The organism is Mycobacterium sp. E2699 (genome assembly GCF_001666745.1).
GTDB lineage: Bacteria > Actinomycetota > Actinomycetes > Mycobacteriales > Mycobacteriaceae > Mycobacterium.
On the sequence record NZ_LZJH01000109.1, the window covers coordinates 1 to 21756 of the forward strand.

General features: G+C 71.9%; 22 protein-coding genes and 1 pseudogene. 10 read left to right on the plus strand and 13 right to left on the minus strand.

Going from position 1 to position 21756, the window contains the following annotated elements; genetic code table 11:
• The 5 genes and pseudogenes from A5696_RS20055 to A5696_RS20075 all read right to left on the minus strand — a co-directional run.
• A pseudogene (locus A5696_RS20055) lies at window positions 1-2687 on the minus strand (cation-translocating P-type ATPase); the annotation flags it as partial.
• A 54-nt stretch (window positions 2688-2741) separates the two neighbouring features.
• A complete protein-coding gene (locus tag A5696_RS20060) occupies window positions 2742-3185 on the minus strand; it encodes a hypothetical protein (RefSeq protein WP_067882762.1) in 444 nt (147 codons plus the stop codon).
• A 146-nt stretch (window positions 3186-3331) separates the two neighbouring features.
• Window positions 3332-4141: an exodeoxyribonuclease III gene (locus A5696_RS20065; RefSeq protein ID WP_067882763.1), complete on the minus strand. Its 810-nt coding sequence runs from the start codon at window positions 4139-4141 to the stop codon at window positions 3332-3334.
• Between the two features lie 2 nt (window positions 4142-4143).
• Window positions 4144-4893 (minus strand): GCN5 family acetyltransferase, encoded by a 750-nt coding sequence (locus A5696_RS20070; RefSeq protein ID WP_067882764.1) that lies wholly within the window; start codon window positions 4891-4893, stop codon window positions 4144-4146.
• Window positions 4893-5486 (minus strand): peptide deformylase, encoded by a 594-nt coding sequence (locus tag A5696_RS20075; RefSeq protein ID WP_067882765.1) that lies wholly within the window; start codon window positions 5484-5486, stop codon window positions 4893-4895. Before A5696_RS20075 ends, A5696_RS20070 begins: the two co-directional genes overlap by 1 nt.
• 295 nt (window positions 5487-5781) lie before the next feature.
• Between A5696_RS20075 and A5696_RS20080 the strand changes: the two genes are divergently transcribed.
• The 6 genes from A5696_RS20080 to A5696_RS20105 are packed head-to-tail and all read left to right on the plus strand — an operon-like array spanning window position 5782 to window position 9921.
• Entirely contained in the window at window positions 5782-6090 is a 309-nt protein-coding gene (locus tag A5696_RS20080) for a DUF3263 domain-containing protein (protein ID WP_066917645.1), read from the plus strand.
• A gap of 19 nt (window positions 6091-6109) precedes the next feature.
• Window positions 6110-6583: a LytR C-terminal domain-containing protein gene (locus A5696_RS20085; RefSeq protein ID WP_067882766.1), complete on the plus strand. Its 474-nt coding sequence runs from the start codon at window positions 6110-6112 to the stop codon at window positions 6581-6583.
• 47 nt (window positions 6584-6630) lie between these two features.
• Window positions 6631-7323 (plus strand): superoxide dismutase family protein, encoded by a 693-nt coding sequence (locus A5696_RS20090; RefSeq protein ID WP_067882767.1) that lies wholly within the window; start codon window positions 6631-6633, stop codon window positions 7321-7323.
• Window positions 7313-8440: a glutamate--cysteine ligase gene (locus A5696_RS20095; RefSeq protein WP_082956549.1), complete on the plus strand. Its 1128-nt coding sequence runs from the start codon at window positions 7313-7315 to the stop codon at window positions 8438-8440. Before A5696_RS20090 ends, A5696_RS20095 begins: the two co-directional genes overlap by 11 nt.
• Window positions 8441-8449: 9 nt before the next feature.
• A complete protein-coding gene (locus A5696_RS20100) occupies window positions 8450-9091 on the plus strand; it encodes an LON peptidase substrate-binding domain-containing protein (protein WP_067882769.1) in 642 nt (213 codons plus the stop codon).
• 11 nt (window positions 9092-9102) lie between these two features.
• Window positions 9103-9921: an enoyl-CoA hydratase-related protein gene (locus A5696_RS20105; RefSeq protein WP_067882770.1), complete on the plus strand. Its 819-nt coding sequence runs from the start codon at window positions 9103-9105 to the stop codon at window positions 9919-9921.
• Window positions 9922-9951: 30 nt separating this feature from the next.
• Here the strand turns inward: A5696_RS20105 and A5696_RS20110 are convergent, their stop codons facing one another.
• The gene (locus A5696_RS20110) at window positions 9952-10302 is read right to left on the minus strand and encodes an isoprenylcysteine carboxylmethyltransferase family protein (protein WP_067882771.1); all 351 of its coding nucleotides are present in this window, start codon (window positions 10300-10302) and stop codon (window positions 9952-9954) included.
• Between A5696_RS20110 and A5696_RS20115 the strand changes: the two genes are divergently transcribed.
• Window positions 10301-10696, plus strand: coding sequence for a MarR family winged helix-turn-helix transcriptional regulator (locus A5696_RS20115; RefSeq protein WP_067882772.1), 396 nt, complete (start codon window positions 10301-10303; stop codon window positions 10694-10696). The genes A5696_RS20110 and A5696_RS20115 overlap by 2 nt on opposite strands.
• A gap of 46 nt (window positions 10697-10742) precedes the next feature.
• Here A5696_RS20115 and A5696_RS20120 read toward each other — a convergent pair whose 3' ends face one another.
• The 3 genes from A5696_RS20120 to A5696_RS20130 all read right to left on the minus strand — a co-directional run bounded on the left by A5696_RS20120 (window position 10743) and on the right by A5696_RS20130 (window position 13952).
• Entirely contained in the window at window positions 10743-11663 is a 921-nt protein-coding gene (locus A5696_RS20120) for an SDR family NAD(P)-dependent oxidoreductase (RefSeq protein WP_067882773.1), read from the minus strand.
• A gap of 17 nt (window positions 11664-11680) precedes the next feature.
• The gene (locus A5696_RS20125) at window positions 11681-13081 is read right to left on the minus strand and encodes an MFS transporter (RefSeq protein WP_067882774.1); all 1401 of its coding nucleotides are present in this window, start codon (window positions 13079-13081) and stop codon (window positions 11681-11683) included.
• 94 nt (window positions 13082-13175) lie between these two features.
• Complete coding sequence (locus A5696_RS20130; protein WP_067882775.1) at window positions 13176-13952, minus strand: DUF2867 domain-containing protein; 777 nt, start codon at window positions 13950-13952, stop codon at window positions 13176-13178.
• Between the two features lie 21 nt (window positions 13953-13973).
• Between A5696_RS20130 and A5696_RS20135 the strand changes: the two genes are divergently transcribed.
• Entirely contained in the window at window positions 13974-14570 is a 597-nt protein-coding gene (locus A5696_RS20135; RefSeq protein ID WP_067882776.1) for a TetR family transcriptional regulator, read from the plus strand.
• Here A5696_RS20135 and A5696_RS20140 read toward each other — a convergent pair.
• The 4 genes from A5696_RS20140 to glp are packed head-to-tail and all read right to left on the minus strand — an operon-like array spanning window position 14544 to window position 19538.
• On the minus strand, window positions 14544-16709 hold the full coding sequence (locus A5696_RS20140; RefSeq protein WP_067882777.1) for an AAA family ATPase: 2166 nt from the start codon (window positions 16707-16709) through the stop codon (window positions 14544-14546). The two genes, A5696_RS20135 and A5696_RS20140, sit on opposite strands and share 27 nt — an antisense overlap.
• Window positions 16706-17569, minus strand: a complete 864-nt coding sequence (pssA, locus tag A5696_RS20145) for a CDP-diacylglycerol--serine O-phosphatidyltransferase (RefSeq protein ID WP_067882778.1) — start codon at window positions 17567-17569, stop codon at window positions 16706-16708. The genes A5696_RS20140 and pssA overlap by 4 nt, the downstream gene beginning before the upstream one ends.
• Window positions 17566-18300, minus strand: coding sequence for a phosphatidylserine decarboxylase (locus A5696_RS20150; protein ID WP_067882779.1), 735 nt, complete (start codon window positions 18298-18300; stop codon window positions 17566-17568). The genes pssA and A5696_RS20150 overlap by 4 nt, the downstream gene beginning before the upstream one ends.
• 23 nt (window positions 18301-18323) lie before the next feature.
• On the minus strand, window positions 18324-19538 hold the full coding sequence (gene glp, locus A5696_RS20155; protein WP_067882780.1) for a gephyrin-like molybdotransferase Glp: 1215 nt from the start codon (window positions 19536-19538) through the stop codon (window positions 18324-18326).
• A gap of 54 nt (window positions 19539-19592) precedes the next feature.
• Here glp and A5696_RS20160 point away from each other — a divergent pair, with 54 nt between their 5' ends.
• Together A5696_RS20160 and A5696_RS20165 are read left to right on the plus strand one after the other, a co-directional pair.
• The gene (locus A5696_RS20160; protein WP_067882781.1) at window positions 19593-20069 is read left to right on the plus strand and encodes a VOC family protein; all 477 of its coding nucleotides are present in this window, start codon (window positions 19593-19595) and stop codon (window positions 20067-20069) included.
• Window positions 20060-21502 carry an NAD(P)/FAD-dependent oxidoreductase gene (locus A5696_RS20165; protein ID WP_067882782.1) on the plus strand — a complete coding sequence of 481 codons (1443 nt, stop codon included), beginning with the start codon at window positions 20060-20062 and terminating at the stop codon, window positions 21500-21502. Before A5696_RS20160 ends, A5696_RS20165 begins: the two co-directional genes overlap by 10 nt.
• Window positions 21503-21756 lie beyond the last annotated feature (254 nt).

Sequence of the window (21756 nt, forward strand, 5' to 3'; positions counted from 1 at the left end):
AGCGCCTCCACCGAGCGCGGCACGCGGACCAGCGCGCCGAACCTGGTGAGCCGCCGCGCCGACGCCGATTGCGCCAGCGTCGCCACCAGCGGCATGCCCTCGGGCACCGCCGCGACGGCGATGGCGATGCCGCTGGACACCGCCTGGCGCAGTCCCGTGCCGCGCAACAGTCCCAGCCCGCCCACCAGCGCGCCGCCGGTCACGCTGACGGGGAAGGCCCGGTTGGTGAGCTGGCTGAGCTGGTGCTGCAGCCCGATGTCGGATGACAGGTCGCCGGACACCAGCTCGGCGGCCCGGCGTTCCTGGGTGTCGGCCCCGACCGCGGTCACCAGCGCGACCGCGGTGCCCGCGACCACGGTGGTCCCGGCGTAGAGCATGCAGCGACGCTCGGCGAGGTCGGCTCCGGGTGTGGCGTCGACCTGCTTCTCCACCGACAGCGACTCGCCGGTGAGCGTCGACTCGTCGACCTCGACGTCGACCTCCTCGACGATGCGGGCGTCGGCCGGCACCACCTCGTGCGTCCGGATCTCGATGACGTCGCCGGGCCGCAACTGCGCGGCGATGACGTCGGTGTAGGTGCGCTGCCCGTCGGGACCGGTCCCGACCTTCCGGGCGGGCGGGATCTGCTGCTCGAGCAGGCGGTTCAGGCGGTTCTCGGCGCGCAGCCGCTGGCTGGCCGCCAGGATGGAGTTGCCGGTCAGCACCGAGAACACCAGCACGGCGTCGACGGGCGAACCGAGCACCGCGCTGGCCGCCGACCCGAGCGCCAGCACCGGGGTCAGCGGGTCGGTCAGCTCGGCGCGGACGGCCTTGACGAGCTGCCAGAGCGCGGGCGGGGGCGTCGGGGCCCGCCCTTGCGGCGAGGCCTCCGCCTCCGATGGGGGCGGCGGGGGGAGTGCCCGGCGGACCTGGTCGACCGACATCGCGTGCCACTCGTGGACCGACGCCGGCCGCGGCACGTTCGCGGTCATGATCCCGCGCGCCAGCAGGTAACCGGAGAGCGCGCCGGCCGCCGCGCCGGTGGTCACCGGCCCGGGGCCCAGGCCGCGGATGCCCGGGATCATCAGCAGCGAACCCATCGCCGTCGCGCCGGCCGAAATCCCGGCGCCGCGCTGGGTGGCGGTCCTGGCCGCCGGCAGCGCGTGCAGCACCCGCCAGGCGGCCGCGAGGTCGGGCAGCAGCAGATCGGCACACCAGGGCGGCGGGCCCGCGGCGGGCTGGGGCAGCACGCCCAGCGCCACGTCGGCAGCCGAGATCGCTTGTGCGCCAAGCGATGACAGCACCGCCACGGTGCGGCCGGCCCGTTGCAGGTCCGTGACCGCGCGGGCGAGCGCGTCGTCGACCGAGCCCTCGCCCAACGGCTTGATGTCGTCGAACGCCGGCCGCAACTCACCCAGCGAATCGACGTCGACCGAGACCAGCTCGGCGCCCGTGCGATGCGCCTCGGCGACCACGGCCGACGCCAACGGGTCGTGGCCGGGGCGGAAGAGCGCCTCGACCGCGGAGCCCCGTTCGGCGGCCGACATGCCGGGCACCCGGTGCCAGCCCGGCCGGTGCCCGTTGCGCTCCAGCGCCAGTTGGGCGCGGTCCCACGCCGCGGAGAGGTCGATCTCGCCGGCGCCGCGGATGCGCGCCACCCGCAGCCCGGTGGTGCACAACACGCGCGGGTCGATGACGATCGCGTCGACGCGGTCCAGGCGGCGCAGCGCGTCGGGCCGCAGCGACAGGACGGCGTGCTGGTCGGCCAATCCGCGTCCGAGCGCCGCGGCGAACGCCTCCGGCGTGGTGCGGCTGGCCTTGGGGGCGGTCACCAGCAGCGCGGTGGCGACCATGTTCGGGTTGCGGGTGGTGGCGCCGACCAGCCCGGCACCCAGCGCCTGCACCAGCGCGAAACGGCCCGCGTTGCGCTCCACGATGCGGGCGCGGGGCGGTCGCGGCGGCGGCGCGTCACCGCCCGGTTGCCCGGCGTGGCGGGCCAGCTCGGGCTCGTGCCGGCGCCACGCGCGCGCCTCGGCGCGGCATTCGGCGGCCTTCAGCGACTGCATCAGCAGGCCCACCGACAGCGACGCCGGCGCCAGCGTGACGGTTTCCGCCGCCGTCATGGCCAGCGTCAGGACGGTGTCCGTCGCAGGGCCGCCGATGCGGTCCTCGAGCAGGCGCCGCAGCCAGGGCTGGTAATCCAGCGCCACGATGGGCGCCTGCACGCCGATCGGCAGCCGGGGCCAGCGCAGCGCCCGCCCGGCCAGCGCAATGCCCAGCCCGGCGGCGTTGGCGGCCACGGTCACCGCTCTGGTCGCGGCCACCACCCCGTCGCCGGGAAGGGCCATCGCCGAGGGTTTTCTCGTTGAGCGGCAATGCCTTTCGGCACCCTCGACGAGGCGGCACAGGTCGCGCAGCGAGGTGTCCGCATCGCCGAGCGTGACGACGACACGCGACAACGGGCGGTTCAGGCCGGCCGCGGTGACGCCGCGGTGGGCGCGGACCGCGTCGAGCACGGCGGGCCCGAGTTCACCCGATTCGTCGTCCTCGAGGCCGCGCACTTCGATCCAGGCGCGGCTCTGGCCACGCCAGCAGCGCCGGCCCAGCGTCTCGTGGGGAAGGTCGCCGGTGAGCGCCCGGGCGCCTTCGCGCAGCGGAATCGCCGCGATGTGGACGGCCTCGTGCGCCAGTGAGGTGAGAGCCCGCAGCGGTGTCGATCGTGGTAATGACGTGACAATGCTCAAGGGCGGCTCAGACGGGTCTCAGTTGGTGCTGCGCAACTCGGCGGCACCGGCGCGGCGCCCGGTCGCCTTCTTGGCCGCCGGCTTGGCGGCGGACTTTGCCGGCGTGACCTTCTTGGGTGCGGGCTCCGAGGGCACCGGCTTGAGGTTGGCCTTCGATGCCGTCTGGCCCTGCTGCTTGTGCTGCATCCGGTGCAGCAACAGCGCGCCGCCGCCAACGGCGAGCAACACCGGCCATTCGACCAGGCCGGCGACGCCGATCGCCCCGAGGGCCAGCGCGGCGGCCGGCGTCGAGTGACTGCCGCTGCTGATGCCGCGCTTGATGCCTTCCGCGGCTCCCGTTACGCCGCCGACGATTCCGTTGACCGCGGCGCCGCCGACAGCGCCGGCGGCCGCTGTGGTCGCGTCCGCGGCACGACCCACTGTTTTGCTCACGTTGCGGACTGCCCCGCCGACGACGCCCATGGTGACTCCCTGGTCTCTGATCGCTCTCACTGGGAACCGCGTGGCAACCCGTATACCCGTTGAACGCGAGGTTAACAGCAACAACGAAATTGTTCTCTAGGGCGAAAGCCTGCCACGTTACAAACGCGCGTACAACGAGCAACTTCTCAGAGCGGGCTCACATCGATCAGGACGGGTGCGTGATCGCTTGGCGCCTTGCCCTTGCGTTCGTCCCGGACGATCTGCGCGCCGGTGACGCGGCCGGCCAGCGCCGGCGAGGCGAGGATGAAGTCGATGCGCATGCCCTGTGCCTTCGGGAACCTCAGCTGGGTGTAATCCCAGTAGGTGTAGACGCCGGGGCCGGGCGTGAAAGGCCTTACCACGTCGGTGAATTGCGCGTCGACGATCGCGTTGAAGGCGTTCCGCTCCGGCGCGGAGACGTGGGTGGCACCGGCATAGAACTCGGTGCTCCACACGTCTTCGTCCGTCGGGGCGATGTTCCAGTCGCCGACGAGTGCGATCGGCGCGCCGGGATCGTCGCGCAGCCAGCCGGAAGCCGTATCCCGCAGCGCCGCAAGCCAATTCAGCTTGTAGGTGTAGTGCGGATCACCCACGGCGCGCCCGTTGGGCACATACAGGCTCCACACCCGGATGCCGTCGCAGGTGGCCCCCAGCGCGCGCGCCTCCGCGGTGGCGGCCACTTCCGGTTTCGCGCTCCAGGTGGGCTGGCCCTCGAACCCGACCTGCACGTCGTCGAGGCCGACGCGGGAGGCGATGGCCACGCCGTTCCACTGATTGAACCCGACGTGTGCCACCTCATAGCCGAGCTCGAAGAACGGCAGGGTGGGGAATTGGCCGTCGGCGCATTTGGTCTCCTGCATGGCCAGCACGTCGACGTCGGCGCGGGCCAGCCAGTCCAGGACGCGGTCCAGCCGGGTGCGGATCGAGTTCACGTTCCAGGTGGCCAGGCGAAGCATGGCTAGACGGTATCGGCTCGTCGGGCCCGGATGTAGCGCCGACGATGGTGCGGGCGGAAGCCGAGGGACTCGGCGAGGCCAATCGTGTCGGTGTCGCCGTCGGCGAGTTCCACGTAGGCGCGGGTCGCCCCGCGGCTCGCGCCCCAGGCCAACACCCCCTCGCGCAGTGGCGCCGACAGCCCCAGCCACCGGGTGCCGTCGGGCGCGTCGGTCACCGTCGCGCGCCAGGTCCCGCGGTCCGGTTGTCCCGGCGTGACGCCGGCCAGGTCGCGCACCAGGACCTGCTCCGTGAGCTCGGCCGTGACCCCGGGCGGCAGCGACAACAAGCGCTCGGGAATGGCCAGCCGCGGCGCCAGGCCGCGAAGCTCGTACCACGCGACGATCTCGGGGATCGCGGTCCACCGGGCCGAAACATCCAGCGGCACGGCCGAATTGGCGGCCGGCGCGGCCCCATGCCCGGCTCGCAGCAGCCACCCGTCGAGCCAGACCCGTTCGGCACCGGGCCGGGCCGTGGCGGCCGCGTGCTCGAGCGCCCGGATGTCGGAGGTGCGCACCGGCGCGTCGGTCAGCGCCCGCAGCGCGACGACGTCGGCGGCGGGGAACTGGACCTCCGCGCCCGTCTTCGTCCGCACGCGCACCAGCGGATCAACCGCCAGCAGGTGCCCGACGGCGTCGGTGAGCGGCGGAACCGATCCGGCCGGGCGCCGGTAGCGAACCGTGACCCGGGTTCCCAGGGCCGGCCACGAAACCATCAGTGACCGAACGGGTCCGGCCCCTCGCCCGGTAGCCACGACAATCCGGGGACGCCCCAACCGTGGGACTTCACCGCCCGTTTCGCGCTCCGCGCGTACCGGCCGATGAGGCGGTCCAGGTACAGGAACCCGTCCAGGTGCCCGGTTTCGTGCTGCAGCATCCGCGCGAACAGGCCGGTGCCCTCGATGGTGATCGGCTTGCCGTCGGCGTCGAGTCCGGTGACCCGCGCCCATTTCGCCCGGCCGGTCGGGAACGACTCGCCGGGAACGGACAGGCAGCCCTCCTCGTCGGTGCCCGGGTCGGGCATGGTCTCGGGGATGTCGGAGGTTTCCAGAACGGGATTGATGACGACGCCGCGCTGGCGGTCGGTCAGCCCGCGGTCTTCGGCGCAGTCGTAGACGAACAGCCGCAGGCCGTAGCCGATCTGGTTGGCGGCCAGGCCGACGCCGTGCGCGGCGTCCATGGTGTCGTACATGGTGGCGATCAACTCGGCCAGGTCCGGCGGCAGCGAACCGTCGGCGCCGACGGGCACCGGCGTCGTCGGGGTGTGCAGCACCGGATCCCCCACGATGCGTATCGGTACGACTGCCATGGTCGGAAAGCTTAGGCCCGGCGGCGATGCGCGGGCCGGGTGCCCGACCGCCGCGTGCCCGCGAGCGTAACGCCGTGGCGAATCTTCGCGTGATTTTCCACCGTGCCGTTACGTTCGCGGGCGGGGGTGGACGGCGCCGGGCAATCGCGGCCAATCGGGAGACTCGCGGGTCTGCATTACGGCTTGAGGGTTCGCGGCGTGGTTCAATATTCGCGCGAAGCATGCCCTAAAAACGCCTATGTATTAAGTCATTCGAACACTTTGAGCATCGCCGGAAGGGTCCAGGGGAAGCGATATGGACAGCGCCATGGCGCGGGCAAATCGATCGGGGGACGACGCTGACATCGCAGATGGCCTCACCCGCCGTGAACACGACATCCTGGCGTTCGAACGCCAGTGGTGGAAGTACGCCGGGGTCAAGGAAGACGCCATCAAGGAGCTGTTCTCGATGTCGGCGACGCGTTACTACCAGGTGCTCAACGCGCTGGTCGATCGGCCCGAGGCGCTGGCCGCCGACCCGATGCTGGTGAAGAGGCTGCGGCGGTTGCGTGCCAGCCGGCAGAAGGCGCGGGCGGCGCGGCGGCTCGGCTTCGAGGTGACCTGACTCGCTACAGTGGGGCGCGATGAAAGAGCGTGTTCCCGATTCCACGGGGCTTCCCCTGCGGGCCATGGTGATGGTGCTGTTGTTCCTCGGCGTCATCTTCCTGCTGCTCGGCTGGCAGGCGCTGAGTTCCTCGGGCAAATCCGACGACGACTCGGCGTCGGCCGTCTCCACCGCGACCAGCAGCGTCAGCGCGCCGCCCACCACCAGCGCCGCCCCGGCGAACCAGGCCGAGGTCCGCGTGTACAACATCTCGTCCAAAGAGGGCGTCGCCGCCCACACCAAGGATCAGCTCTCGGGCGCCGGCTTCAAGGTGACCGACGTCGGCAACCTGACGATTCCCGACGTGACGGCCACCACCGTCTACTACACCGACGCCGACGATGAACACGCCACCGCGGACGCGGTCGGCAAAAACCTGGGAGCCCCCGTCCAGCCGCGCATTCCGGCGCTGAACGGGCAGCCGCCCGGCGTCATCGTGCTGGTGACGGGCTGACGTTGGCGCTGCTCCAATTTCGGGGGCCGTCGGGCTAGGCTTCCGCTATGCCTAAGCACCGCAATGCCGCTGCCGCCACCATGTCCGCAATCGCATTGGTAACCGGGTGCTCGTCGCCCCAGCACGCGTCGACGGTCTCCGGCACCACGCCGGCGATCTGGACCGGAGCGGCCGCGCCCTCGCCCAGCTCGGGCACCGACGGCGCCGAGCAGCAGCCGGCGGGGCAGAGCCTGACCACCCAGCTCAAGACGCCGGACGGGACCCAGGTCGCGACCGCGAAGTTCGACTTCAGCAACGGCTATGCCACCGTCACCATCGCGACGTCCGGCCCGGGGCACCTCACGCCCGGCTTCCACGGGGTGCACATCCACAAGGTGGGCAAGTGCGAGCCCAATTCGACGGCCCCGACCGGCGGCGCGCCCGGCGACTTCCTGTCGGCCGGTGGCCACTTCCAGGCCCCCGGGCATTCCGGGATGCCCGAGAGCGGCGACCTGACCTCGCTGCAGGTCCGCAAGGACGGCGTGGGCATGCTGGTGACCACGACGGACGCGTTCGCCATGGAGGACCTGACCAGCGGCGAGAAGACGGCGATCATCATTCACGCCGGCGCCGACAACTTCGCCAACATCCCGTCGGACCGCTACAACCAGACCAACGGAACGCCGGGTCCCGACCAGACGACGATGACGACCGGTGACGCCGGCAAGCGGGTGGCGTGCGGTGTCATCGGTGCCGGCTAGGGCCAGATCCCGCATCGATTTCGCCCCCTCGCCGCGGCCGACGATCGGCGTGGAGTGGGAGTTCGCGCTCGTCGACGCGCAGACCCGCGACCTGAGCAACGAGGCCACCGCCGTCATCGCCGAGATCGGTGAAAACCCGCGCGTGCACAAGGAATTGCTCCGCAACACCGTCGAGGTGGTCAGCGGCATCTGTGACTGCACCGCGCAGGCGATGGAGGACCTGGGCGAGACCCTGCGCCCGGCCCGCCGGATCGTCCGGGACCGCGGCATGGAGCTGTTCTGTGCGGGCACCCACCCGTTCGCCCAGTGGTCCGCCCAGAAGCTGACCGACGCCCCCCGCTACGCCGAGCTCATCAAGCGCACCCAGTGGTGGGGCCGGCAGATGCTGATCTGGGGGGTGCACGTCCACGTCGGGATATCGTCGGCGAACAAGGTGATGCCGATCATGACGTCCCTGCTGAAGTACTACCCGCACCTGCTGGCGCTGTCGGCCTCGTCGCCGTGGTGGGGCGGCCAGGACACCGGCTACGCCAGCAACCGCGCGATGATGTTTCAGCAGCTGCCCACCGCCGGGTTGCCGTTTCACTTTCAGCGATGGTCGGAGTTCGAGGGGTTCGTCTACGATCAGAAGAAGACCGGCATCATCGACCACATGGACGAAATCCGTTGGGACATCAGGCCTTCGCCGCACCTCGGCACGCTGGAGGTGCGCGTCTGCGACGGCGTTTCCAACCTGCGCGAGCTCGGCGCGTTGGTGGCGTTGACACATTGCCTGATCGTGGACCTTGACCGCAGGCTCGACGCCGGCGAGACGCTGCCCACCATGCCGCCCTGGCACGTCCAGGAGAACAAGTGGCGTGCGGCCCGCTACGGCCTGGACGCGGTGATCATCCTGGACGCCGAAAGCAACGAGCGGCTGGTGACCGACGACCTCACCGACGTGCTGAACCGGCTGGAGCCCGTCGCCGAGTCGCTGCAGTGCGCCGACGAGCTGCGCGCGGTGGCCGACATCGCGACCCACGGCGCGTCCTACCAGCGCCAGCGCCGGGTGGCCGAGGAACACGACGGCGACCTGCGCGCGGTCGTCGACGCGCTGGTGGCCGAGCTGGACATCTAGGTTGGAGTCATGGCCGATTCCGCACCCGTTGAGCTGGCGATGTTCCCGCTCGAGTCGGCGCTGCTGCCCGACGAGGACCTGCCGTTGCGCATCTTCGAGCCCCGCTACGCCGCGCTGGTGCAACACTGCCTCGACGCCGACGAACCGTTCGGTGTCGTGCTGATCGCGCGGGGCCGCGAGGTCGGCGGCGGCGACGCGCGGTGCGACGTCGGCGTGCTGTCCCGGATCGCCGAGCACGCCGAACAGGGTGCGGGCCGATACGTGTTGCGGTGCCGGACCGGCGAGCGGATCCGGGTGCGTGAGTGGCTGCCCGACGATCCCTATCCGCGCGCGACGGTCGCCGTGTGGCCCGACGAAGCGGGGGAGCCGGTGAGCGATGCGCAGCTGCTCGCACTGGAGGAGCGCGTGGTGGCGTTGTTCGAGCGGGTCGCCGAGGCGCGCGGTGCGCGCCTGCCGGAGCGCGACGCGCTCCTGGGTGACGGAGCGGGCGACCCGGGACGGCGCCTGTTCGCGCTGGCGTCTCGCATCCCGATCGGCGCGGCCGACCGCTACACCGTGCTGTCGGCGCCGTCGGCCGCCGAGCGTTTCGCGGCGCTCTCCGAGGCCGTGGACGCGCTTGCCGACATGGTGGAGTTCCAGCTGTCCGAGTAGGGGGCAAGGCGATGAGCGCCGACGTGACGGTCGACATCAACGAGGGCGTGGCGGTGCTGACGCTGAATCGCCCCGACCATCTCAACGCCTACACCGCCGACATGGGCCGGCTGCTGAGCCGTGCCTACCGGCAGTGCGACGCCGACGACGACGTCCGGGCCCTTGTCGTGACCGGGGCCGGCCGCGCCTTCTGCGTGGGGGCGGATTTCTCGGGCAACATCTCGCCGTTCGACGCCCCGGCGGACGCCAGCGCGTTCTCCGCGTCGCCGATCGACCCGGCCGCCTTCGAGTTGCGCAAACCGGTGATCGCCGCGCTCAACGGCCACGCCATCGGGATCGGACTGACGATCGCCCTGCAGGCCGACATCCGCATCGTCGCCGAAGACGCCAAATACGGTGTGGTGCAAGTGCGCCGGGGAGTGATCCCGGACTGCATGTCGCACTGGACGCTCGCGCACCTGGCCACCCTGGGGGTGGCCGCCGAGCTGTTGCTCACCGGGCGCACCTTCACCGGGGCCGAGGCGGTGGCGCTCGGCGTCGCGAACCGGGCGCTGCCTTCCGAGCGGGTGCTCGACCATGCGCGCGAGATGGCCCGTGACATCGCGGCCCACGTGGCGCCGATGTCGGCCGCGCTGTGCAAGCGGCTGCTGTGGGACGCCGCGATCAACAACTACACCCCAAGGCAGGTCGCGTCGCTGGAAACCCGGCTGCACCACCGCGTGATGGGCACGGCCGACGCCCGCGAGGGCGTCAGCGCCTTCCTGGATCGCCGGGCGCCGCGGTTCAGCTCGCGGCTGTCGGTCGACTGGAGCGAGCTGCCGGAGCCGTGAGTGCCAGGCGAGCCCGCCGGGGCCACGCTGCTAGAGCCATCTGCGGACGCTGGTCCGGTAGGCGTCGTAATCGGCGCCGAACTTCGCCGCGAGGTAGCGCTCCTCGGGGCCGATCGCGCCCCAGCGCAGCACAGCGACCCCCACCGGGACGAACAGCAGCGCCCACACCGACGGGGTGAGCAGCGCCAGTCCAGCGTCAAGCGCGATCAGCCCGAGATAGAGCGGATTGCGACTGACCCGAAAGGGCCCCGACCGCAGCACCGCGTTCGTCGACCCGCCCGGCAGGATCGCCGTGCGGTTCGCCGCCATCACCGACAGCGTCCATCCGTTGCACATCGCGAACAGCGCTGTGAGCGCGGTCCGCTCGGTCGCGCGGCTCATGATCGATGAGCTCATCGCCGGCCTGCACGCCGCGGGGTATACCGACATGACTGCCGCGCAGCACGTCGTCTTCGAGAACCTCGATCCCGGGGGAACACGATTGACGACGCTTGCTCAGCGCGCCGACATGACGCGCCAAGCGATGACTGAGTTGGTCGACGGTTTGCGCCGCAACGGTTACCTCGAGCTGCGACCCGACCCCTCCGACGGCAGGGCCCGCCTGGTGCACCTGACGAGGAAAGGCAAGGCCGCGGTGCGCGCGGCGATCTCCGAGATCGCGGCCATCGAAGCCCGCTGGCAGGAAACCGCCACGCGTGCCGGTCTGACCGTCAACCTGCGAGAGTTCTTCGAGGACCTGGAAAGTCAGCACAGAGCACCCGACGTCCCTCGTTGACAGTCCAAGCGCGGTGGGATTCGGTCAGAACACCGACGTACTCGATTCAGGCCCTGTCACAATACTTTTCGGAGAGGGCCCACCAGTCCGCCGCGCGTTGTTCATCGCGCGCGTAGGGCGCGACCGCGTCGCTGATGCGGCAGTCTTCGAGATACAGCCCGCCCCGGCCCGCCAGCTCCGGGCTGACCGCCGCCCACACCTGGGTGGCCGCGCCCTGCTCGGGGGTGGACGGGTCGATGGCGGCGCCGCGGGCGGCGGCCATCGCGCGCAGCCGGGCGAAGTCCGCCCGGGACATGTACCGCGCCAGGGACGTGGCCACGGTGCCGGGATGGACGGCGTGGGCGCGGATTCCCAACTCGCACAACCGCCGGTCCGCCTCGATCGCGTGCAGTATGTTGGCCGTCTTGGACGCGCCGTATGCGGCGAACTTGTCGTATTCCCTGGTCTCCCAGTTGGGATCGTCGAAGTCGACGTCGCCCAGCACATGGCCGCCCGAGGACAGGGTGACGATGCGGGCCTGCCCACCAGCCCCGGCGGCGACCGCCAATTGGGGGACGAGCAGCCGGGTGAGCTCGAAGTGGCCGAAATGGTTTGTGCCGATCTGTGTTTCGAACCCGTCGTCGGTCCGGCCGAACGGGGTGAACATGACGCCGGCGTTGTTCATCAGGACGTCGATCGCCGGCGCGATTTCGAGGATGGCGCTCGCGGCCGCGCGCACGCCGGCCAGCGTGGTCAGGTCGAGCCGCACGGCCGAGGTCCGCGCGGCCGGCACTTCGCCGACGATCCATCGGGCGGTCTGTGCCAGGGCGTCCCGGTCGCGCGCGGCAAGGACGACGTGTGCGCCCGCCGCGGCCAGCGCCCGTGCGGACTCCCGGCCCAGCCCGGAGGACGCACCGGTGATCACGCAGGTCTTGCCCGAGAGGTCGATTCCGTCGACGACCTGCAGGGCGGTGCGACGTTCTGTCATGGTCGATGACAGTAGCGTCAGCGCGCGGGGTTGAGCGCGAACGTGATCTCGTCGGAAGCGGACTCGGCCGAACCCGCCGCGTTTTTGATCGCGAGGCCGCCGACGGCGGCGCCGACGAAGAACAACAGCGCGCTGACCATCAGCAGCCGGGTGAAGCTGGCGTCGGTCAGCCGGTTGGCGGTGATCAGTCCCACGCAGGCCACGGCGATCAGCGCCGAGGTCCGCCCCGTCGCGTTCTGGATCGCGGCGGCGATCCCGCTGTGCGCGGACTTGACGGCCGACAGATTGACCGCGGACAGCGGCGTGATCGCCAAGACCATGCCGACGGCCAGCAGGATCCGGCCCGGCAGCACGTCCGTGCCGAGGTGCAAACCGGGTCCGGGGCGGATGAGCAGCAGCCCCAGCCCGGCCACGGCCGGGCCGACCATCAGGAAGATCCGGTGCCCGAGCCGGGCGGCCATGCCGCCGACCCCGCGGGCGAACAGGAACGACATGATCGGGCTCGGCAAGGTGGTCAGCCCCGCGGCGGTGGCCGAATAGCCCGCGACCTCTTGGAGGTACAGGCCGATCGCCAGTGAGCCCATCGTGATGCCGCCATAGACGAACGCGGTGACCAGGTTGGCGCCCGCGAAGTTGCGGGTCGTGAAGAGGCTCAGCGGCACCATCGGGTGCGGCGTGCGGCGCTGCCACACCACGAACGCCAGCAATGCCGCCACGCCCGCCACCAGTGCCGCCCGGACCAGGGCGTCGTCCCACCCCCGGCGGCCCTGTTCGATCAGGGCATAGACCGTGGCGGCCAGCCCGACCGCCGACAGCGCGGCGCCGGCGACGTCGAGGCGGGCGCGTTCGGCGGGCGCGGGCACCCGGTGCAACCAGAACGTCAACCCAAATCCGATCGCCATCGGGACCGCGGACAACACGTAGATCCAGCGCCAGTTCAGCATGTCCACGGCCAGCCCGCCCAACAGCGGCCCCACCGCGAAGGCGGTGCTGGTCCACGCCGTCCACGACCCGATCGCCGCGGGCCGGTGCGCGGGGTCGAACGTCGAGTTGATCAGGGCCAGCGAGCCGGGCACCAGGAACGCGCCGCCCAGCCCCTGGACGATGCGCCCGGCGATCAGCATCGCCGGGGTGCCGGCGGTGGCCGCCAGCGCGCAGCCCGCCCCGAAGGCGACCAACCCGAAGCGCAGCACCGGTATGCGGCCGAACAGATCCGAGATGGCGCCGCCCGGCAGCACCATGGCCGCGACGGCCAGCAGGTAGCCGTCGACGACCCACTGCTGGGAGCACATGCCCCCGCCGAGTTCGCGCGCGGTGGCCGGCAGCGAAAGGTTCACCACGGTGCCGTCGAGGAAGACGACCGTCGACACCAGGATGGCCACCGTGAGGACCCGCGTCGTCGGCGCCGCCTTGATCATCGCGGCTGCTCGTCGTTCATGGGGCTCTTCTCCATGCCTGTGTGTATGCGAGCTGGTTACAGCGATGTGGTCACGAACGACCGAGCCGAATGGTTCAGGCGTGCGCCGCAATGCGTTTCATCAGTTGGGGTGTCACGGCCCGGTGCATCGGGCCGATCAGGGCCCAGACCGCTCGGGCGGCGATCTTGTGGCCGTAGTGCACGCGGGTGGTGAGCGTGGCGCGGCCGTGCCGGCGGCGCAGCGCCAGCTCGCCGCGCATCAGCGGACCGCTCGCGGTCAGGACGATCTCGTCGCGCGCCGAACGCGTGATCGGCCAGCCGATGAGGTGGTCGGGCGAGGAATACGGGCCCAGGCGAAACCTCAGCACGTGGCGGTGGATCCACAACACCGCGCCTCCGCGCGCGCCCGGGCGGCGCCCCACCGCGTCGCGGAGCGCCTGTTCGGCGGTGCGCGAATCCCCTTGAGCCACGGGTACTTCGAAGACGTCGGTGTAATCGGCCTGGGCCGCGGCCGCGGCGATGCGATGCAGCGTCCGGCGCACCACGGCGCGGTGGCCGCCGGTGCCGATGACGAGCGCGCGATAGGCCTTGCCGTGGATGCCGGGGAAGGCGGCCCACGTCAGCGCGCGCACCCGGGTGCGGTGCGCGGACCCGGCGTCCAGCTCGAACACCCAGCGGTAGACGGCGAAGGGATGGCGGCCCCTCAGGGCCAAACGCTCGGGCGCCCGCGCCTCGTCGAGGACGAATCCGGGCGGCACCGTCGAGGGATCGCGCGGGTCGCGGCACAGCACCCGCAGTAGCGCCGACCACGTGTCTGCGCGATCGGCGCTCACGGTTATGGCATGCTCATCGATATAGGGTAATCGTTCCATATAGAAGGAATGTACTAGATCATGGCACCCCCGCGGAAGCACGAAACCGATGTGATCCTCGACGCAGCCCGCGCGCTGGTGCTCGACGGCGGACCGCGCGCCGCGAGCGTCGCGGCGATCGCGAAGGCGAGCGGCGCGCCCGCCGGCACGCTGTATCACCGGTTCGGCAATCGCGACGGCATCCTGACGGCGGCATGGCTGCGGGCGCTGGAACGCTTCCAGCAGCGGGCGATGGCCGCCGACGCGGACACCGCGCTGGACGCCGCGGTGGCCATGGCCGTGGCAGCCGTCGGCTTCGCGCGCGAACTCCCCGAGGACGCCCGGTTCTTGTTGACCATCCGGCCGACCGACCTGCTCGACGCGGAGCCCGACGCGGCCTTTCGGGAGACGCTCGCCGCGATGAACGCGCCGCTGACCGAACGGGTCGCCTCGCTGGCCAGGCGGCTGTACGGGCGCGGCGATCGGCGATCCGTCGACGCCGTCGCGCGGGCGGTCGCCGACCTGCCCTACGCCGTGGTGCGCCGCCACGCGTACGACGATCCGATGCCCGGCTGGCTGGAGGCCGACGTCGCCGCGTCGGCGCGGGCGGTGCTAGAGAGCTTTCGCGAACGCCCGTAGGCCGTCCACCTGCGCGGGATCCAGCGACGGCCGCACGGTTTTGCGGGCCGCCTCGAGGTCGGCGGCCGTCACGGCGGAGGCGTCGATGGAGCGCCGCATGGCGCCCAGGGCCGCCTCGCGCAGCAGCGCCACGCAGTCGGCGGCGCTGTAGCCGTCGAGCCCGGCGGCCACCTCATCGAGGTCGACGTCGTCGCTCAGCGGGATGGATTTGCCTGCCGTGCGCAGGATTTCACCGCGGGCCGCGGCGTCGGGCGGTTCGACGAACACCCGCCGCTCCAGCCGGCCGGGTCGCAGCAGCGCGGGGTCGATCAGGTCGGGCCGGTTGGTGGCGCCCAGCACCACGACGTCGCGCAGCGGGTCGATCCCGTCGAGCTCGGTCAGCAGCGCGGCCACCACCCGGTCGGTCACGCCGGAGTCGAAGCTCTGCCCGCGCCGCGGCGCCAGCGCGTCCACCTCGTCGAGGAACACCAGCGACGGCGCCGAGTCCCGGGCCCGCCGGAAGAGTTCGCGCACAGCCTTTTCCGAGCTGCCCACCCACTTGTCCATCAGCTCGGAGCCCTTGACCGCGTGCACCGACAGCTGCCCGGTGCTGGCCAGGGCGCGGACCACGAACGTCTTGCCGCACCCGGGCGGCCCGTACAGCAGCACCCCGCGCGGCGGGTCGACGCCCAGCCGGGCGAACGTGTCGGGATGCTGCAGGGGCCACAACACCGCCTCGGTGAGCGCCTGCCGCGCCTCGGCCATGTCGCCGACGTCGTCGAGCGTGACGTTCCCGACGGTCAATTCCTCGCTGGCCGACCGGGACAGCGGCCGGATGACGGTCAGCGCGCCGACGAGGTCCTCCTGGCTCAGCTTCGGTGGCTGGCCGTCGGCGCTGGCCCGCGAGGCCGCCCGCAGCGCGGCCTCGCGCACCAGGGCGGCGAGGTCGGCGACGACGAAACCCGGTGTGCGGCCGGCGATCTCGTCGAGGCGGAGGTCGCCGGTGGGCACCGGTTTGAGCAGCGCCTCCAGCAGCGCCTTGCGGGTGCCGGCGTCGGGCAGCGGCAGGCCGAGCTCGCGGTCGCACAGGTCGGGGGCGCGCAGCCGGGCATCGAGCTGGTCGGGGTGGGCGGAGGTGGCGATCAGCGCGACGTCGGCGGTGGCGACGGCGGCGCGCAGCTCGCCCAGGATCAGGGCGGCCACCGGCTCGGCGGTGGCCGGGAGCAGCGCGTCGACGTCGGCGATCAACAGGATGCCGCCGCCGTCGCGGACCCGCTGCACCGCCGCGGCAACGGTTTTCAGCCGATCGTCGGCGGCCAGCGCGCCGACCTCGGGGCCGTCGAGCTCGATCAGCCGGCGGCCGTCGCACACCGCGCGCACCAGGGTCACCTTGCCCACCCCGGCCGGGCCCGACACCAGCACGCCGAGGTTGGCGCCCGCGCCGAGTGCCTTCAGCAGGTGCGGTTCGTCGAGCGAGAGCTTGAGCCATTCGGCGAGCTTGGCGGCCTGCGGCTGGGAACCCTTGAGCTCCTCGATCAGGATCTCCGGGGTGCCGGTGGTCAGCTGTTCGCGCGGTGGCGCCGGCACGCCGGTTCCCCAGCTGACCAACGAGTTCGGCTGCACGCTGACCGGTCCGTCGGGGTCGACGCCGGTGACGGTCAGCAGCTCCGAGGTCCAGCTGATCCCGACCGAGGCGGCCAGCGCCCGGGTGGCCTCGGACGTGGAGGTCCCCGGGCCCAGGTCGCGCGGGAGCAGCGACACCGCGTCGCCGACCGTCATCACCTTGCCCAGCAGCGCCTGGCGCAGGGTGACCGGCGTGATGGAGGCGGCGGCCATCGACGAGCCGGACAGCGTCACCGACCGCGCCCCGTAGACCGTGACCGCGCTGACGATCACCGCGGTGCCCTCCCGCAGCCCGGCGTTGGACAGCGTCACGTCGTCGAGCAGCGCGATGCCGACCGGGGTGTCCGGACCGGCCAGGCCCGCGACCGCCGCCGTCGTCCGCGACCCGGTGAGCGCCACCGCGTCCCACTCCCGGATGCCCAGGGCCGCAACGGCATTCGGATGCAAGCGGACGACGCCCCGGCGGGAGTCGACGGCGGAGGTGTTCAGCCGTGCGGTGAGGGTGAGCTGACGGGCCTCGCCGGAGGCCGGGATCATCGCAGGCGCCCGCTCGGCTTCCGCAGCCCCAGCCGCGTCATCGACCGGCGGCTCGGCTGCGCCCGGCGGCTCGCCCGGCGCACGGCGCGCTGTTGCTTGGGCTGGTCGCCCCACACCTCGGGGTGCCGGTCGAGCCAGCGCTTGTTGCGGACCGCGAACGGGACGTGGCACAGGTAGGCGACGATGATCACCCAGATCGTGATGAAGGGCTCCAGCACGGCGGCGGCGGCGAAGAGCACCAGCACCAGCAGCACCGCGGTCGCGTAGTTGGGCGGAACCCGCACCGCGTGCATCTTCTTCATCGGGATCCCGCTGACCATGAGCATCGACGTCCCGGTCACCCAGATGCACAGGAACCACACCGAGGTCCACCAGCCCTCGCCGAACTGCAGCTTGAGCCCCATCAGGCCGATCATCGAGACCGCGCCCGCGGGCGCGGGCATCCCGACGAAGAACTCGTGGGCGTAGGCGGGCTGGGTCCCGTCGTCGGCCAGCGCGTTGTAGCGCGCGAGCCGCAACACGACGCACACCGCGTACAGCAGCACCACCACCCAACCGACCGGCCAGCGCGACAGCATCGACACGTAGAGCACCAGCGCGGGCGTCACCCCGAAATTCACCGCGTCGGCCAGCGAGTCGATCTCCGCGCCCATGCGGGTCTGGGCGTCCAGCATGCGGGCCACCCGGCCGTCGAGCCCGTCCAGGATGGCGGCGGCGACGATCAGCGCCATCGCGGGCACCGGCTGGTGCTGCAGGGCGAACCGGATCGCGGTCAGCCCGGCGCAGATGGACAGCACGGTCATCGCGCTGGGCAGGATCTGCAGGTTCACCGGCCGCCTGCCGCGGGGCTTGTCGGTCATGGCAGTTCGGCCAGCACGGTCTCGCCGGCGACCGCGCGCTGGCCCACCCTGACCAGCGGTTCCGTCCCGGGCGGAAGGTAGGTGTCGAGCCGGGAGCCGAACCGGATCAGGCCGTAGGTCTCGCCGATCGCCAGCTTGTCCCCGACGTGGGCGTCGCAGATGATGCGGCGTGCCAGCAGCCCCGCGATCTGCACCGCCACCACCTCGGCCCCGCCGTCGGTCCGGATCCGCAGGCTGGTCCGCTCGTTGTCGGTGCTGGCCGCGGCAAGGTCGGCCGACCCGAAGCGGCCGGGCCGGTGCTGCACGGCGACCACCTCGCCGCTCACCGGGGCCCGCTGCACGTGGGCGTCCAGCAGCGACAGGAAGATGCTGACCCGCGGCAACGGCGCGTCGCCCATGCTCAATTCGGCCGGCGGGGCCGCGGTGTCGATCACGCAGATCTCGCCGTCGGCGGGTGCGACGACGACGCCGGGCCGGGTGGGCGGCACCCGGGACGGGTGCCGGAAGAACCCCGCGCAGGCGCCGGCGGCCAGCAGCCCGGCCCGGCGCAGCCAGCGGTGGCGGCGACCGACCAGCGCCACCCCCAGGCCGGCGGCGACGAACGGCCGGCCGGCCGGGTGCACGGGCGGTACGGCGGAGCGCACCAACTCGAGGGCGTGCTGCGGGCTGAAGGCCGGGTCCTCGAAGGAGGGGCCTTCCGGACAAGAAGGGCTGCGGGGGCGTCTTGCCACGCGGCCATCTTACGGAGCGTGCGTCAGCTCAGGTCCCAGACGGCCAGCTCGGTCCCCTCGGACACCTCGACGACGTCCTCGGGGATGTCCAGCAGCCCGTTGGCCGACGCCAGCCAGCGCAAGTGGTGGGACGCCGGCGGCCCGTAGCTGGTGACGGTGCCGGATTCGCGGTCGAGGATCGCGCGCCGGAACTGGCGCTTGCCGCGCGGCGAGGTCAGCGACTCGGCGAGTACCGCCGGCCGGCGCGGCCGCTCCGGGTCGGGCAGGCCCATCGCCCGGCGCAGCGCGGGTCGGATGAACACCTCGAAGGACACCAGCGCGCTGACCGGGTTGCCGGGCAGGGTGACGATCGTCGCGCCCGCCACCCGCCCGATGCCCTGCGGCATGCCGGGCTGCATCGCCACCTTGACGAAGTCCACCCCCTGGTCCCCGTCTCGCCCGAAGGCGTCCTTGACGACCTCGTACGCGCCGGCGCTGACGCCGCCGCTGGTGATGATCAGGTCGACTTGGTTTTCAGGGGCGGCGTACCGGTCGAGCAGCGCGCTGAACTGCGCCACGTCGTCCTCGGCGGTCACGACGGCGACCACCTCGGCGCCGGCGTCGCGGACGGCGCCGGCCAGCATGATCGAGTTGGACTCGTAGATCTGCCCGGGCCGCAGCGCCTCGCCCGGCGACACCAGCTCCGAGCCCGTCGACATCACCAGCACCCGCTGGCGCCGAAGCACCGGCAGCTCCGCCATTCCCAGCGCCGCGGCCAGGCCGAGCACGGCCGGCGTCACCACCTGGCCCCGGCGCAGCACCGTGGTGCCGGGGGCGACGTCCTCACCCGCCCGCCGGATGTGCGCGCCGCCCGGGCGGGGGCTGCGGATCGCCACCGAGTCGACACCGCCGTCGGTGTCCTCGACCGGCACCACGGCCGTGGCCCCGGCCGGCACCGGCGCGCCGGTCATGATCCGGTGCGCGGTCTTCGGCCGCAGCGTCAGCTCGTCGGTCCGCCCGGCCGGGATGTCCTCGGCGACCGGCAACACCACCGGGTGTTCCGGGGTGGCGCCCGCGACGTCCTCGGCGCGCACCGCGTAGCCGTCCATCGCCGAGTTGTCGAAGACCGGCAGCGCCAGCCGGGCGACCACGTCCTCGGCCAGCGCCAGCCCCTGGGCGTCGGCCAGCGCGACCGCGACCGGTGGGCGGGCGCGGATCATCTCCGCCACGACTCGCTGATGTTCTTCGACTGACCGCACCCGGCCATTATCGGCCCTCCCCGATCGGCGCCTCGCCGACGTAAGGTTGAGAACGTGATTACCGGGTTGGCCCACACCGGGGTGTGCGTTCCCGACTGCGAGGCCGCGGTGGCCTTCTATCGTGACGTGTTGGGCCTGCGTGTGCTCTCGCCGCCGTACGTCATGAGCGGTAATGCCATTCGCGACGACATGGGCGAGCTGGTGCCCGACCCGAGCATGAAGGCGGCCATCGTGGGGTTCGGCGACGACGGCGACCGGGTGCTCGAGGTGATCGAATACCTCAACGTCGACGGCGCCGACGGAGCCGAACGCGCCCTGACCGATCACGGTCTGTCGCACGTCGGGCTGATCTGTGAGGACCTCGACGCCACCCGTGCGGAACTGGAGGGCAAGGGGGTGCGATTCCTGGTCAGCGGCATCACGGAAGTGGCGCGGGTCCGCACCACCTGGTTCGTCGACCCGTGGGGCGTGGTGTTCATCCTCGTGGAGAAGAGCCGGCCCGAGCGACCGTACTTCGCGCAATGGGGGTAAAGCCGCGCGTAGGGATCATCGGCGCCGGTGCCGGGGGCATCGCGATGGGCATCCAGCTGGCGCAGGGCGGCTACGACTTCACCATCTTCGACCGCGCCGACGGGTTCGGCGGGACGTGGCGGCACAACACGTTCCCGGGCGCGGCGTGCGACGTCCCGTCGCACCTGTACTCGTATTCCTTTGCGCCCAACCCGCGGTGGAGCAAGACCTACGCGAACCAGCCCGAGATCCTGGCGTACCTGGAATCCGTCGCCGCCGACCACGGGCTGGGGCCGCACCTGCGGCCGGGCACCGCGATCGCCATGGTGCGGTGGTCGGACGACCGCCGGCGCTGGACGCTGACGACCGAGGACGGCGCCCAGCACGACTTCGACGTCGTGGTGAGCGCCGTCGGGATGCTCGACGTGCCCCACGTTCCCGACATTCCGGGGGCGCGACGGTTCCGCGGTCGCCAATTCCATTCCGCCCGTTGGGATCACAGCAGGCCGACGGCGGGGGAGCGGGTCGCGTCCATCGGCACGGGCGCCAGCGCCATCCAGTACGTGCCCGCGATCGCGCCGAAAACGGCGCACCTCACGGTGTTTCAGCGCACCCCGATCTGGATCGCGCCCCGCTTCGACTTCCCGTTCACCCCCGAGCAGCACGACGAGTTCGAACGCCACCCCGAGGTGGCGCGCAAGCTGCGCGACGAGGCCTTCGACGCCTACGAATCGTCGAGCTTCGACGTCGACGCCACGCAGACGCGCGAGGCCACCGAGCTCGCCCGCAGCTACCTGCGGCGCAAGGTGGCCGACCCGGAGCTGCGCGCCAAGCTGACGCCGGACTACCCCGCGGGCTGCAAGCGGCCGCTGATGTCGCGCGAGTGGTATCCCACGTTCGCGCTGCCCAACGTCACCCTGGAAACGACCGCCATCGCCGAGCTGACCGAGCGCGGGGTGCGCACCGCCGACGGCGTCGAGCACCGCGTCGACACCGTCATCTACGGGACCGGGTTCAAGGCCGCCGACTACCTCGCCAGCATCGACGTGTACGGAACCGGCGGCCGCCACCTGCGCGACGACTGGAGCGACGGCGCGGAGGCCTACCTCGGCACGCTGATCGCCGGTTACCCCAACTTCTTCACGCTGTACGGCCCGAACACCAACGGCGTGAACTCGATCATCTACATCCACGAGGCGCAGACCACGTTCGTCCGCCACATCCTCGACGTGATGGGGGCCCGCGGCGCGCGCACGATCGAGGTCACCGCGGACGCGCAGCGCCGCTACAACGACGAGATCCAGGCCGCCATGGCGGGCAAGGTCTGGCTCGCCTGCACCAACTACTTCCGGCATCCCAGTGGCAAGGTCGTCACGCAATTGCCGTACAGCGGGCGGACGTTCTACGACCGCACCCGCGAGCTGGTCGACGCCGACTACCGCTTCGACCGGTAACCGGCCGAGACCCTGCGCCGGCGCCCGCGGGCCCGGGCGGGCGCGGTCGGCGCCACCCCGTTGCCGCGAACCCCCGAAGGCGCGGCGGCCCGGCCGGGCAACCCACGTCCGCCACCGTGGCGGAGGCCGCCCGACGCCGGTGACTGTCGCCGCAAACCCGTCAGCCCCGGGCGCCTCTGCCGCTTCACGCGGTCACCCGTCCTGGCCGGGGCGCTGAATGCCGTCTCGACCTTCATCCGCAGCCACGCCGCGGA